This is a genomic window from Streptomyces sp. AJS327 (assembly GCF_013450295.1).
GTDB lineage: Bacteria > Actinomycetota > Actinomycetes > Streptomycetales > Streptomycetaceae > Streptomyces.
This window is the reverse complement of the sequence record NZ_SKBR01000001.1, coordinates 1,562,501-1,575,993: the sequence shown is the minus strand read 5'-3', so window position 1 is coordinate 1,575,993 and position 13,493 is coordinate 1,562,501. Positions and strand designations below refer to the sequence as shown.

Below are 13,493 nucleotides of genomic sequence, written 5' to 3'. Positions count from 1 at the left end.
GGGAGGAGACCGCACGATGAGCACCGCAGCCCCCGAAGCCCCCGCCCCCGCCGTCCCGTTCGAGTTCTTCGAACTCCGCGTCGTCCGGACGCGGCGGCTGAGCCCGAGCATGCTCCGCGTCACCCTCGGTGGCGACCAGCTCTCCGGCCTCACTTCGGGCGGCCGCGACCAGCGCTTCAAACTCTTCCTCCCGCACCCCGGCCAGACCGAGCCGCTGGTCCCCGTCCAGGCCGGGGAGGGCTGGTTCGCCCAGTGGCGGGCCATGGACCCGGCGATCCGCGCCGTGATGCGGTCGTACACCGTGCGCCAGCAGCGCCGTTTCCCCACCGAGGAACTCGACATCGACTTCGCGCTGCACGGCCTGGACGACGCGGGCATCCCCACCGGACCGGCCTCCCGCTGGGCGGCGCGGGCCGAGCCCGGCGACCGGGTCACCCTGCTCGGCCCGGCCGAACCGGACAACGGCGGCGTCGACTTCCGGCCGCCGCCGGGCACCGACTGCACCCTGCTGAGCGGGGACGAGACGGCGCTGCCCGCCATCGCCGGAATCCTGGAGTGGCTGCCCGCGGGCAGCCCGGTCCGGGCCTGGCTCGAAGTCCCGCACGCCGGGGACGTCCAGGACCTGCCCACCCTCGCCGACGCCGAGATCACCTGGCTGGTGCGGGAGGAGGCCGCCGGACGGCACCGTACCGACGTGCTGCTGGACGCCGTCCGGTCCGCCACGCTGCCTACGGGCACCCCGTACGCCTGGATCGCCGGAGAGGCCGGGTCGGTGCGGGCCCTGCGGCGGCACCTGGTCACCGAGCGCGGACTCGACCGCCGGTCCGTGACGTTCACCGGCTACTGGCGGCTCGGCGCGACCGAGGAGCAGCTGGTCGAGGAGGCGGTGTCCGGGGCCACCCGCGCCTGACCGACACCCCGGCGGCCTCCGGTCCGGGGCCGAACCACTCCGGCGGCCGGGGCGGTCAGCGGCGGTTCCGCGCGCGGTTCCCCCTGCGGCGTCGCCGGGGGCCGCGCCTCCGGGCGGCGGCCCGAGGGCCCCAACTCCCCGAAGGCGCCCGGCTGTTATCCATCTCCCCTGAGAGGCGGGCGCGTTCGCCCGAGCGGACGGTGCTGTGTGCCCCTACCTCCTTGCCCCGTACGGGAGTTGGCTCCGGTTCGGTACACGGTTCCCCGCCCTGACCCAACCGCGTGGCGCGCGGGGGACGTTCGGAGCGGCGGGTCCGACGTCCCGCCCAGCGCGCCCAGTTCACCCGCCGCCCGGCCGGGGGCGGGGCGGCACGGGGGAAGGTCAGCCCCGGCCCGGACGGGTCCCTCGGCCCGGACGGGTCACAGGGCGAGGCGGGAGAGCGCCTCCACCGCCGGGAGGGCGCACCGCTCCGGGCCCGCCGCGCTCCAGGCGGCGGCGCACAGCGCGCGCAGCCCGTCCAGCGGCTCGCCCTCTCCCTCCAGCCTCAGTCCGGCGGCCTCGGCCCGGGCGCGCCAGCCGGCGCAGGTGAAGCCGCGCTCCGCGTCCCCCCGTACCTCCGGCTGGGTCGTCAGGAGGCCGCGCAGGTCGCGGTCGACGTAGGTGGGGCGGTGCTCGGGGCGCGCGGCCAGCAGCTGCGCCGCGTCGGTCACCCCGGTCAGGACGAGCAGCGCGTCGACGCCTCCCGCGTGCGCCCCCTCGATATCGGTGTCCAGCCGGTCCCCCACCACCAGCGGGCGTTCGGCGCCGGTGCGCAGAATCGACTCCCGGTGCATGGGAGTTCGGGGCTTCCCCGCGACAACGGGCTCCGGCGCGTCGGGCATCCAGCGGGTCGCGATCCGCACCACCTCGACGGCGGCGCCGTTGCCCGGTGCGATCCCGCGCGGCGCCGGAATCGTCAGGTCCGTGTTGGAGGCGAACCACGGCACCCCACGTCCCACGGCGACGGCGGCCTCCGCCAGCCGCCCCCACGGCAGCTCCGGCCCGCCGTACCCCTGGACCACGGCCGCCGGTTCCTCGTCGGCCGAGTCCACCGCGCGCAGCCCGTGTTCGGCCAGCGCGTCCCGCAGCCCCTCGCCCCCGGCGACGAGGACGGCGGCGCCGCGCGGCACGGTCTCGGCGATCAGCCGGGCGACCGCCTGGGCCGAGGTGACCACCTCCTCGGCCCGCGCCGGGACGCCGAGCCGCGTGAGGTGCCCGGCGACCGTCCGGGGCGTCCGCGCCGCGTTGTTGGTGACGTAGGCGAGACGGGTCCCGGCCCGCCGGGCGGCCGTCAGCGACTCCACCGCGTGCGGGACGGCGGCGCCGCCCACGTACACCACCCCGTCCAGGTCCAGCAGCGCGGTGTCGTACGCCTCCCGCAGCGGCGTCGGGGACGGCTCGGTCCGCGTCCGTGGCTGGGCTCCGGACTGCATGGTCCACGCTCCTCGTGCTGTGCTCCGGGCCCCGTGGTCCCGGGCCTGCCCGTACTGGCTTCGCCGGGCCACCGGCACGGCGGCCCGGCACCGATCATCGCGTACGGGCGGAGTGGTGCCGTCCGCACCCCGGCGCGCGGCGGTTCCCCGCATCCGATCTCACGCGCCCCCCATGCCCCCGTCCCCCCACCCGTGCGCCCCGGCATAGCATGCGCAGATGACCGCCGACGGCCTCCGCCTCGCGCCCTTCCGTGGGCTGCGCTACGCCCCCGGACGGGTCAGCGGTCTCGCCGCGGTGACCTCCCCTCCGTACGACGTGGTCGTCCGCCCGGACGGGCTGCGGGAGTTGGAGACGGCCGACCCGTACAACATCGTGCGGCTGATCCTTCCGCAGGACGCCGACCCCGGGGTCCGGCACCGCCGGGCCGCCGAGACGCTGCGCCGCTGGCGCGCCGAGGGCGTGCTCGTCCTCGACCCCGCCCCCGCGCTGTACGTCTACGAGCAGCGCACCCCGGAGGGCGTCCAGCGCGGCCTGATCGGGGCGCTGCGACTGACCCCGCCGAGCGCGGGCGTCGTCCTGCCACACGAGGACGTGATAGAGGAGGTCGTCGAGGACCGGGCGGCGCTGATGCGGGCGACCGGTACCCAGCCCGAGCCGCTGCTGCTCTCGTACCGGGGCGGCGGCGCCGCCTGTGACGCCGCCACGGTCATCGAGGACGCCACCGGGCGGACCCCGCTGCTTGCCACCACCACCGAGGACGGCGTCGCGCACCGGCTCTGGGCCGTCACCGACCCGGGGCGGATCACGGCGGCCACGGCGGCGCTCGCCCGGCAGCGCGCGCTGATCGCCGACGGCCACCACCGCTGGGCGACGTACCTGCGGCTGCGCGGCGAACACCCGCCGGGCGAGGGCGACATGACGGCGTCGCCCTGGGACTACGGGCTGGTGCTGCTGGTGGACACCGACCGCTACCCCCTGCGGGTGCACGCCATCCACCGGGTGCTGCCCGGCCTGCCGCTCGACCGCGCCCTCGACTCGGTGGCGGGCGCCTTCCGGACGCGCCCGGTCCCGGGGCCGCTCCCGGCCGCGCTGGAGCGGCTGGCCTCAGCCCCCGGCCCCGCCTTCCTGCTGGCCGACGGCACCGAGGCCGGGGGCTTCCACCTCCTCGACCAGCCCTCGTCCACCCTGCTGCGCCGGGTCGACGCGCCGGAGGGGCCGCACGGCCCGTTGGACGCCTCGGTCCTGCACTCGGCCCTGCTGGACCGGGTCTGGGGCGTGCCGGACAGCTCCTCCGCCATCGGCTACCTGCACGACGCGCGTTCCGCGCTCGGGCAGGCGGCGCGACGCGGCGGGACGGCCGTGCTGATGCGCCCGGTCGCGGAGCAGACCGTCCGGGACCTCGCGGAGCGCGGCGTCACCATGCCGCGCAAGTCCACCTCGTTCGGGCCGAAACCGGCCACCGGACTGGTACTCCGCACCCTGGACACCGACCGGTACTGAGGCGTCAACAGCCGCGCGCCCTGGCGCACCCGCCGTTCCCGCACGTCCGGTGCTTCCCCAACTCCTCCCGTACCTCGGGTGGTTGACGCTCCGTCGGGTTACCGGAACGGGAGCCGCGCCGGTTATCAGCCGTTCACGAACAAGGCGGTATGCCCTCCTCCGAAGGTTCGAGTTAGGGTAGCCTTACCTCATCGCACGAGTCCGTGTGCGATGCCGAATGTCCGCGTCAGGGAGGACAGTTCATGAGCGGCAGGTCACACCTGCTCAACGACAGAACGGCGGAGCGCTACCGGCACTCCCTCACCGACGGCGTCGGACGGGTCGCGGCACGGATCGCCCGAACCCAGCGGCCGTTCACCGGCGTCACCCCCGCCGAACTGGCCCCGGAGATATCCGGCATCGATCTGGAGCGGCCCCTCAGCGACCCCGCCGCCGCCCTCGACGAACTGGAGACCGTCTACCTGCGCGACGCCGTCTACTTCCACCACCCGAGATACCTCGCGCACCTCAACTGCCCCGTGGTCATCCCCGCGGTCCTCGGCGAGGCCGTCCTCTCCGCCGTCAACTCCTCGCTCGACACCTGGGACCAGAGCGCGGGCGGCACCCTCATCGAACAGCGGCTGATCGACTGGACGACGCGGCGGATCGGCCTCGGCCCGGACGCCGACGGGGTGTTCACCAGCGGCGGCACCCAGTCCAACCTCCAGGCGCTGCTGCTCGCCCGCGACGAGACCTGCCGGCTGGTGCGCAAGAACTCCGAGACCCCCCTGCGCACCGCCGAGATCCTGCCCCGGCTCCGGGTCCTCGCCTCGGAGTGCGGTCACTTCAGCGTCGAGAAGGCCGCCACCCTCCTCGGCCTCGGCGCCGAGGCCGTCATCCCGGTGCCGTGCGACGACTCCCGCCGGATGCGGCCCGACGCGCTCGCCGCGGAGCTGGAGCGCCGCGCTCGCGCCGGCGAGACCGTCATGGCCGTCGTCGCCACCGCGGGCACCACCGACTTCGGCAGCATCGACCCGCTGCCGGAGATCGCCGACCACTGCGAACGCGCCGGAGTCTGGCTGCACGTGGACGCCGCCTACGGCTGCGGACTGCTCGTCTCCCGGCGCCACGGACTGCTGGACGGCATCTCGCGCGCCGACTCCGTCACCGTCGACTACCACAAGTCCTTCTTCCAGCCGGTCAGTTCGAGCGCCATCCTGGTCCGTGACCGGGCCGCCCTCCGGCACGTCACCTACCACGCCGACTACCTCAACCCGGAACGGGCCGCCGAGATGGCGATCCCCAACCAGGTCGACAAGTCCCTCCAGACCACCCGCCGTTTCGACGCGCTCAAGCTCTGGATGACCCTGCGCGTCATGGGCGCCGACGCCATCGGGGAGCTCTTCGACGAGGTCGTGGACCGCGCCGCCGAGACCTGGCGACTGCTCGCAGCGGACCCGCGCTACGAGACCGTCACCGAACCACAGCTCTCCACCCTGGTCTTCCGGCACGTGCCCCGGCACCCCGCCGACCCGGCCCTGGTCGACCGGGCCAACCTGCACGCCCGGGAGGCCCTCGCCGCCTCCGGCGAGGCGATCGTCGCGGGAACCGTCGTGGACGGCCGCCACTACCTGAAGTTCACGCTGCTCAACCCGGACACCACCCTGGCCGACATCACCACCGTGCTGGACCTCCTCGCCCAGCACGCGGATCGCTTCCACGCGACCGAGGCGGCGCGCGCCACGCCACCCCGTCCCGCCCTCAGCCACCCCCACGCCAGCTGACCGACCACCGGAGTCCCCGTGCCGACCCCTCACCCCCCGACCTCCCCCACCGGGTCCCCCGCCGTCCCCGAGCAGGACGACCCCGGCCACATACACGACTTCGCCGCCATCGGTCTCGGCCCGTTCAACCTCGGACTGGCCTGCCTCACCGAACCACTCGACGACCTCAACGGCGTGTTCCTCGACGAACGCCCGGAGTTCGACTGGCACCCCGGCATGCTGCTGGAGGACAGCACCCTCCAGACCCCCTTCATGTCGGACCTCGTCACCCTCGCCGACCCCACCTCGCCGTACTCGTTCCTCAACTACCTCAAGCAGTCCGGACGGCTCTACCCCTTCTACATCCGCGAGAGCTTCTATCCGCTGCGCACCGAGTACAACGACTACTGCCGTTGGGCCGCAGGCCAGTTGGGCACCATCCGCTTCCAACACCGCGTCACCGCCGTCGAGTTCACCGAGACGCTCAACGGCTCCGACACCGGCGACGGCGGCGGCTACCTCGTACACGCCGAGATCACGGGGACCGGGGAGCAGCGCACCTACCGGGCCCGCAAACTCGTTCTCGGCACCGGCACCGCCCCGCACATCCCCGCCGAGTGCGCGGACCTCGGCGGTGACCTCATCCACAACTCCAGCTACCTGGAACACCGGGAACAGCTCCAGCGCAAGCGGAACATCACCATCGTCGGAAGCGGACAGAGCGCCGCCGAGATCTACCTCGACCTGCTCCAGGACATCGACACCCACGGCTACGAACTCACCTGGGTGACCCGCTCCCCCCGCTTCTTCCCGCTGGAGTACACCAAGCTCACGCTGGAGATGACCTCCCCGGACTACGCGGACTACTTCCACGCCCTGCCGCCCGGGACCCGCGACACCCTCGTCGCCTCACAGAAGAACCTGTACAAGGGCATCAACTCCGAGCTGATCAACGAGATCTTCGATCTGCTCTACCGCAAGAACCGCCGCTCCCCCTGCCCCACCCGCCTGCTGACCAACACCGCGCTCACCGGTGCCTCACACGACCCGACCAGCGGCGACTACACACTCACCTTCCGGCAGGAGGAACAGCGGAGGGACTTCAGCCTCAGCAGTGACGGGCTGGTCCTCGCCACCGGCTACCACGCGCGGGTCCCCGACTTCCTCAAGCCCCTCACCGATCGCGTCGTCTGGGACGACCGGGGCCGGTACGCGGTACGCCGGAACTACAGCATCGACGTCACCGGACAGGACGTCTTCGTCCAGAACGCCGAACTGCACACCCACGGCTTCATCGCCCCCGACCTGGGCATGGCCGCCTACCGCAACTCCTGCATCATCCGGGAACTGCTGGGCCGCGAGGTGTACCCCATCGAACGCTCCATCGCCTTCCAGGAGTTCGGCGCGCCCTCGCCCAACGAGGAGGCCCCCGCCCGATGACCGCCCCCGCCCCCCTCTACACCCGGCACGACCCAGGGCTCGGCGAGTTCGCGCTCCGCGCCCTCCAGCCCCTGGACGACGCCGAGTTGCTGCACCGCTGGGTCACCCACCCCAAGTCGGCCTTCTACCTGCTGGGCGACGCCACCCCGGAACAGGTCCGGCAGGAGTTCACCAGCATCGCGAACTCCCCCCACCACGACGCCTTCCTGGGCCTGCACCGGGGACGGCCCGCCTTCCTGATGGAACGCTACGACCCCGCCCACGTCGAACTCACGGGCCTCTACGACCACCAACCCGGCGACGTCGGCATGCACTTCCTCTGCGCGCCCACCGACACCCCGCTCCGGGGCTTCTCACTGGCCGTCATCACCACCGTGGTGGAGATGCTCTTCGCCGACGAGACCACCCGACGGATCGTCGTCGAGCCCGACGTCCGCAACACCGCCGTCCACGCCCTCAACGAGGCCGTCGGCTTCCGGGTGGAGCGGACCCTCACCAAACCCGAGAAGGAAGCCGCGCTGAGCTTCTGCACCCGCGAGGAGTTCCAGGCCGCCAGGAGCCGGACCGCCCCGGGTGACAGCGACACCACCGGCAGCCGCATCCCCGAAGGACCCGCCCTATGACGACCCCTCACGCCGGACCTCCCCAGCACGCCACCGCGCACCTGACCCCCGCACGCTGGGAACGGGCCACCCGGTCGCTGATACGCAAGGCCCTCGCCGAGTTCACCCACGAGCGGCTCCTCACCCCCGAACCGCTGACCACCGGCGACGACCAGTACGCGATCCGGGCCGACGACGGCGCCACCGAGTACCGGTTCACCGCCCGCCGGTTCAGCCTGGACCACTGGCAGATCGACGCCGACAGCATCACCCGCCACCGCGACGGAGCCCAACTCCCCCTGGACGCCCTCGCGTTCATCACGGAACTCCGCGGCACCCTCGGCCTCGGCGAACAGGTCCTCCCCGTCTACCTGGAGGAGATCAGCAGCACCCTGGGCAGCGGCGCCTACAAACTCGCCGCCGGACAGCCCACCGCAGGCGAACTCGCCCGCTCCGACTTCCAGGCCATCGAGACCGGCATGACGGAGGGGCACCCCTGCTTCGTCGCCAACAACGGCCGCCTGGGCTTCGACATCGCCGAGTACCGCGCCTACGCGCCCGAGACCGGCGCCCCCGTCCACCTGATCTGGCTGGCCGCCCACCGCGCGCACGCCACCTTCACCACCGCCCGCGACCTCGACTACGAGACCCTGGTGGCCGCCGAACTCTCCCCGGACACCCGGCACCGCTTCGCCACCACCATGACGGAGCACGGGCTCGACCTGCACGACTACTACCTCGTGCCGGTCCACCCCTGGCAGTGGTGGAACAAGCTCTCCATCACCTTCGCCGCCGAGGTGGCCGAGCGCCGCCTCGTCTGCCTCGGCCACGGCGACGACGAATACCTCGCCCAGCAGTCCATCCGTACCTTCTTCAACACCAGCCACCCCGAGAAGGACTACGTGAAGACGGCCCTGTCCGTCCTCAACATGGGCTTCCTGCGCGGACTCTCCGCGGCCTATATGAAGGCCACCCCGGCCATCAACGACTGGCTCGCCCAACTCATCGAGGACGACGAGCGGTTGCGCGACACCGGCCTCAGCATCCTCCGCGAACGCGCCGCCGTCGGCTACCACCCCGGCGCCTACGAGGCGGCGGCCCCCAAGGGCTCCCCCTACCTCAAGATGCTCGCCGCCCTCTGGCGCGAGAGCCCGGTTCCGCGCCTCCAGCCCGGCGAACGGCTCGCCACCATGGCCGCGTTGCTGCACACCGACGAGTCCGGCCACTCCCTCGCCGCGGCCCTCATCCACCAGTCCGGACTGGCCCCCGAGGAATGGCTCCGCCGCTACCTGCGCGCCTACCTCACCCCCCTGCTGCACTGCTTCTACGCGCACCAACTGGTCTTCATGCCGCACGGCGAGAACGTCATCCTCGTCCTCGACGAACACGGGGCGCCCCGCCGGGCCGTCTTCAAGGACATCGCCGAGGAGATCGCGGTGATGAGCCCCGAGACCCCCCTCCCGCCCGAGGTGGAACGCATCCGCGCCGAGGTGCCCGAGGACATGAAGATCCTCTCGCTGCTCACCGACGTGTTCGACTGCTTCTTCCGCTTCCTCGGCGCCACCCTCGACACCGAGGGCACGCTGACGGAGGACGCCTTCTGGAGCACCGTCGCCGAGTGCGTCACCGAGTACCAGAAGTCCACACCCGAGTTGGCAGACCGTTTCCGCCAGTACGACCTCTTCACCGAGGAGTTCGCACTCTCCTGCCTCAACCGCCTCCAACTGCGCGACAACCAGCAGATGCTGGACCTCCAGGACCCCGCGGGCGCGCTCCAGCTCGTCGGCACCCTCAAGAACCCGCTGGCACCCCACGCCCCCTGACCAACCCGCACCAACACAGGCGGGGCCGGACGGGCCTCAACAGCCCACCCGCCCCCGCCTGTTCCCCACCACCACGCCGTCCCTCTCCCCCGAAGGGAGAGGGGCGGCCGCTTCTCGGCGACCCACTTCTCAGCGAACGGCCAGCCCGATCCGGGGCCTACCGCCCGTCGTTCTCCCTCGGCCCCTCCAACTCCTCAGCGGAAGCGGCCGATTCACTCTCCGAAGCCGTCACATCCCCGTCCTCACCTTCCACCGGAGCGACGAAGGCCGGAGACGCGGGCGGCGCGGGAGACACCACGGACCGCTCAGGCTCCGGCGCCGAGGGCCCAGGCTCCGGCACCGAGGACTCCGCTGCCGAGGCGGACGGCCCGGGCGACACGGCGGACGCCGCACCTTCCGGCTCCGACCGCGCCTCTGCGGCCTCCCCACTCACCGCAGCCGACGAGCCGGACGCGAGGGGCTCGTCCCCGGCATCCCCGGGAAGCGCGGCCCCCGTTCCGGCGGACTCAGCGGCCCCACGCGGAGCGTCGGCCTCCCCCGGGACGTCCGTCTCACCCGAGGCGTCCCCTCCGTCCGTCCCGGAGACACCCGGGCTGGCCTCGGGGGCACCCGCCTCGTCCCTCTCGTCCTCCTCGTCCTCAAGATCGGCGTCCGGGTCGAGCGCGTCCAGGAACTCCACCCCGTCCAGCAGCGCCAGCCGGTCGGAGGCGTTCGTCACCCCCTCCTGGTCCGCGTCCAGCGTCTTGGCAAACCACTGCCGCGCCTCCTCCTCCCGGCCCACCTCCAACAGGGCGTCCGCGTAGGCGTACCGCAGCCGCGCCGTCCACGGCTGTACCGAGTTCGACGCCAGCTCCGGGCTCTGCAAGGTCACCACCGCGGCGTCGGCCTGGCCCATGTCCCGGCGGGCCCCCGCCGCGACCAGCCGCATCTCCACCTGGCCCGCCTTGTCGAGCTGCTGCACCTCCGGCTCACCCGCCATGGCCAGCGCCTTCTCCGGACGTCCCAGCCCGCGCTCGCAGTCAGCCATCACCGGCCACAGGTGCTGCAACCCGGTCATCCGCCGCGCCGCCCGGAACTCCGTCAGCGCCTCCGCGTACTTCTCCGTCGCGTAGGCCGCGAAGCCCGCCGCCTCACGAACCGACGGCACACGCGAGGCGAGCCGCAGTGCGACCTTCGCGTAGCCGTAGGCCTGCTCGGGGTCCTCGTCCAGTAGCCGGGCCACCATCACCAGGTTCTTCGCCACGTCCTCGGCGAGCGTCCGCGGCAGGCTCATCAGCTCCTGCTTCACGGCCTTGTCGATCTCCTCGCCGGTCACGTCCTCCGCGATCGGCAGACGCCGCGTCGGTTCCCGGTCCTGTCGAGCGTCATCGCCCCGGCGGCCTCGGCCATCGCGATCCTGGCCCCGGCCCCGGAAACGGTCCTGCGAACGCTCCCGACCCCTGTCCCTGTCCCGCCCACGGTCGTCCCGGCGGAAACCGCCACGGCCCTCGCCGTCCCGGCCTCCTCGGAAGCCGTCCCGACCCCGGTCATCACGCGGACGGTCGCCCCGTCCCCGATCGTCACGTCCCCGATCGTCACGGCCACGGCCGCCCGACCCGTAGGACCGTCCGCCAGCGCCGCCTCCCGGACGGCCGGAACCCCGGTCGTCACGACGCGGGCGCCCGCCACCGGAGTCCCGGCGGCCGTCCTTCGACCACGGACGGTCGTCCCGGCCGCCCTCGCCCCTGCTCCGATCACCACGGCCCCGGTCGTCCCGCGACCGCTCCCGGCCCCGATCTCCTCGATCCCGGTCGTCACGGCGGAACCCCGGACGGCCGCCACCCCGCCGGTCCTCACCGGCGTTCCCCCGGCCTTCCGGACGACGGCTCCCACCACGGTCGTCCCGCTCACGACGGTCGTCCGGGCGGCCGCCGTCACGATCCCGCCGAGGGCCACCGGACCGGTCATCCCGACCCCGGCCCCCGCCTCCGCCCGTACGCCGAAACCCACCCCGGTCATCGCCGGTCGACGGCCGCCGACGGCCACGATCGTTCCGACCATCCGAACCAGACGGTCGGGACCCGCGCTCGGGCCGGTCCTCGGATGAGTTGGTGGACATCAATGACTCCTGTCTGGGAACCGCACATCAAGTCTCGCGCAGCTGCACAGCGGGCGCGCTAGGAGTGCCGGCAGGCACCGGTGCATCCGCACATGAAAAAGGCCCCCGGTCCCAGCGTGAAATGCCGGGGACCAGGGGCCCTCCACAAATAGTTCGGCGGTGACCTACTCTCCCACGAGGTCCCCCTCGCAGTACCATCGGCGCTGGCAGGCTTAGCTTCCGGGTTCGGAATGTAACCGGGCGTTCCCCCACCGCTATAACCACCGAAACACACCCACACCAACAACCCACCCCCCACAAACAAGGGCATGAGCCACATCGGCATGGAAAACACGCAACACACTCTTCAAAAATAAACAAAGAAGAATAGTCGTTGTCTCAGAAACCACACAGTGAACGCGAGCACCTACGGACAAGCCCTCGGCCTATTAGTACCGGTCAACTCCACCCATTACTAGGCTTCCATATCCGGCCTATCAACCCCGTCATCTCCAGGGAGCCTTAACCCCACAAAGGGGGTGGGAGTCCTCATCTCGAAGCAGGCTTCCCGCTTAGATGCTTTCAGCGGTTATCCCTCCCGAACGTAGCCAACCAGCCATGCCCTTGGCAGAACAACTGGCACACCAGAGGTTCGTCCGTCCCGGTCCTCTCGTACTAGGGACAGCCCTTCTCAAGACTCCTCCGCGCGCAGCGGATAGGGACCGAACTGTCTCACGACGTTCTAAACCCAGCTCGCGTACCGCTTTAATGGGCGAACAGCCCAACCCTTGGGACCGACTCCAGCCCCAGGATGCGACGAGCCGACATCGAGGTGCCAAACCATCCCGTCGATACGGACTCTTGGGGAAGATCAGCCTGTTATCCCCGGGGTACCTTTTATCCGTTGAGCGACGGCGCTTCCACAAGCCACCGCCGGATCACTAGTCCCGACTTTCGTCCCTGCTCGACCCGTCAGTCTCACAGTCAAGCTCCCTTGTGCACTTACACTCACCACCTGATGACCAACCAGGCTGAGGGAACCTTTGGGCGCCTCCGTTACCCTTTAGGAGGCAACCGCCCCAGTTAAACTACCCACCAGACACTGTCCCTGATCCGGATCACGGACCCAGGTTCAGGCATCCAGCACGACCAGAGTGGTATTTCAACAACGACTCCACCAACGCTGGCGCGTCAATATCACAGTCTCCCACCTATCCTACACAAGCCGAACCGAACACCAATATCAAGCTATAGTAAAGGTCCCGGGGTCTTTCCGTCCTGCTGCGCGAAACGAGCATCTTTACTCGTAGTGCAATTTCACCGGGCCTATGGTTGAGACAGCCGAGAAGTCGTTACGCCATTCGTGCAGGTCGGAACTTACCCGACAAGGAATTTCGCTACCTTAGGATGGTTATAGTTACCACCGCCGTTTACTGGCGCTTAAGTTCCCAGCCCCGCCACCCCCAAAAGAGCAGCTCACCGGTCCCCTTAACGTTCCAGCACCGGGCAGGCGTCAGTCCGTATACATCGCCTTACGGCTTCGCACGGACCTGTGTTTTTAATAAACAGTCGCTTCTCGCTGGTCTCTGCGGCCACACCCAGCTCACACCGAAAAGGTGATCACCAAACATGGCCCCCCTTCTCCCGAAGTTACGGGGGCATTTTGCCGAGTTCCTTAACCATAGTTCACCCGAACGCCTCGGTATTCTCTACCAGACCACCTGAGTCGGTTTCGGGTACGGGCCGCCACACACCTCGCTAGAGGCTTTTCTCGACAGCACAGGATCATCCACTTCACCACAATCGGCTCGGCATCAGGTCTCACCCCTATAACGGTGCACGGATTTCCCTGCACACCGGGCTACACCCTTACCCCGGGACAACCACCGCCCGGGCTGGACTACCTCACTGCGTCACCCCATCACT

Annotated in this window: 7 protein-coding genes, 2 rRNA genes and 1 pseudogene (1 of these 10 cut by a window edge); 6 read left to right on the top strand and 4 right to left on the bottom strand. The window is 70.9% G+C overall.

From position 1 onward, the window contains the following. Positions 1-16: 16 nt before the first annotated feature. Positions 17-910 (top strand): siderophore-interacting protein, encoded by an 894-nt coding sequence (locus E0L36_RS06360; protein ID WP_180927839.1) that lies wholly within the window; start codon positions 17-19, stop codon positions 908-910. A gap of 419 nt (positions 911-1,329) precedes the next feature. Here E0L36_RS06360 and E0L36_RS06355 read toward each other — a convergent pair whose 3' ends face one another. Next, positions 1,330-2,382: an HAD hydrolase-like protein gene (locus E0L36_RS06355; protein WP_180927838.1), complete on the bottom strand. Its 1,053-nt coding sequence runs from the start codon at positions 2,380-2,382 to the stop codon at positions 1,330-1,332. A 217-nt stretch (positions 2,383-2,599) separates the two neighbouring features. On the opposite strand from E0L36_RS06355, the gene E0L36_RS06350 reads away from it, so the two are divergent. The 5 genes from E0L36_RS06350 (at position 2,600) to E0L36_RS06330 (ending at position 9,490) form a co-directional block, all read left to right on the top strand. Then, positions 2,600-3,883: a DUF1015 domain-containing protein gene (locus E0L36_RS06350; protein WP_180927837.1), complete on the top strand. Its 1,284-nt coding sequence runs from the start codon at positions 2,600-2,602 to the stop codon at positions 3,881-3,883. Between the two features lie 242 nt (positions 3,884-4,125). Further along, positions 4,126-5,646 carry an aspartate aminotransferase family protein gene (locus E0L36_RS06345; protein ID WP_180927836.1) on the top strand — a complete coding sequence of 507 codons (1,521 nt, stop codon included), beginning with the start codon at positions 4,126-4,128 and terminating at the stop codon, positions 5,644-5,646. 18 nt (positions 5,647-5,664) lie between these two features. Beyond that, positions 5,665-7,065, top strand: a complete 1,401-nt coding sequence (locus tag E0L36_RS06340; protein WP_180927835.1) for a lysine N(6)-hydroxylase/L-ornithine N(5)-oxygenase family protein — start codon at positions 5,665-5,667, stop codon at positions 7,063-7,065. Further along, positions 7,062-7,688, top strand: a complete 627-nt coding sequence (locus tag E0L36_RS06335) for a GNAT family N-acetyltransferase (protein WP_180927834.1) — start codon at positions 7,062-7,064, stop codon at positions 7,686-7,688. Before E0L36_RS06340 ends, E0L36_RS06335 begins: the two co-directional genes overlap by 4 nt. Next, complete coding sequence (locus tag E0L36_RS06330) at positions 7,685-9,490, top strand: IucA/IucC family siderophore biosynthesis protein (protein WP_180927833.1); 1,806 nt, start codon at positions 7,685-7,687, stop codon at positions 9,488-9,490. The genes E0L36_RS06335 and E0L36_RS06330 overlap by 4 nt, the downstream gene beginning before the upstream one ends. Positions 9,491-9,986: 496 nt before the next feature. Here the strand turns inward: E0L36_RS06330 and E0L36_RS06325 are convergent. The 3 genes and pseudogenes from E0L36_RS06325 to E0L36_RS06315 all read right to left on the bottom strand — a co-directional run. Further along, a pseudogene (locus tag E0L36_RS06325) lies at positions 9,987-10,778 on the bottom strand (hypothetical protein); the annotation flags it as partial. A 961-nt stretch (positions 10,779-11,739) separates the two neighbouring features. After that, positions 11,740-11,856, bottom strand: a 5S ribosomal RNA gene (gene rrf / locus E0L36_RS06320). Between the two features lie 140 nt (positions 11,857-11,996). After that, a 23S ribosomal RNA gene (locus tag E0L36_RS06315) occupies positions 11,997-13,493 on the bottom strand; it runs 1,630 nt beyond the window's last position.

Bases quoted from the DNA above. Each gene is read 5' to 3' on its own strand.
- E0L36_RS06360 (WP_180927839.1), top strand. From the start codon at position 17: ATGAGCACCGCAGCCCCCGAAGCCCCCGCCCCCGCCGTCCCGTTCGAG.
- E0L36_RS06355 (WP_180927838.1), bottom strand. From the start codon at position 2,382: ATGCAGTCCGGAGCCCAGCCACGGACGCGGACCGAGCCGTCCCCGACG.
- E0L36_RS06350 (WP_180927837.1), top strand. From the start codon at position 2,600: ATGACCGCCGACGGCCTCCGCCTCGCGCCCTTCCGTGGGCTGCGCTAC.
- E0L36_RS06345 (WP_180927836.1), top strand. From the start codon at position 4,126: ATGAGCGGCAGGTCACACCTGCTCAACGACAGAACGGCGGAGCGCTAC.
- E0L36_RS06335 (WP_180927834.1), top strand. From the start codon at position 7,062: ATGACCGCCCCCGCCCCCCTCTACACCCGGCACGACCCAGGGCTCGGC.
- E0L36_RS06330 (WP_180927833.1), top strand. From the start codon at position 7,685: ATGACGACCCCTCACGCCGGACCTCCCCAGCACGCCACCGCGCACCTG.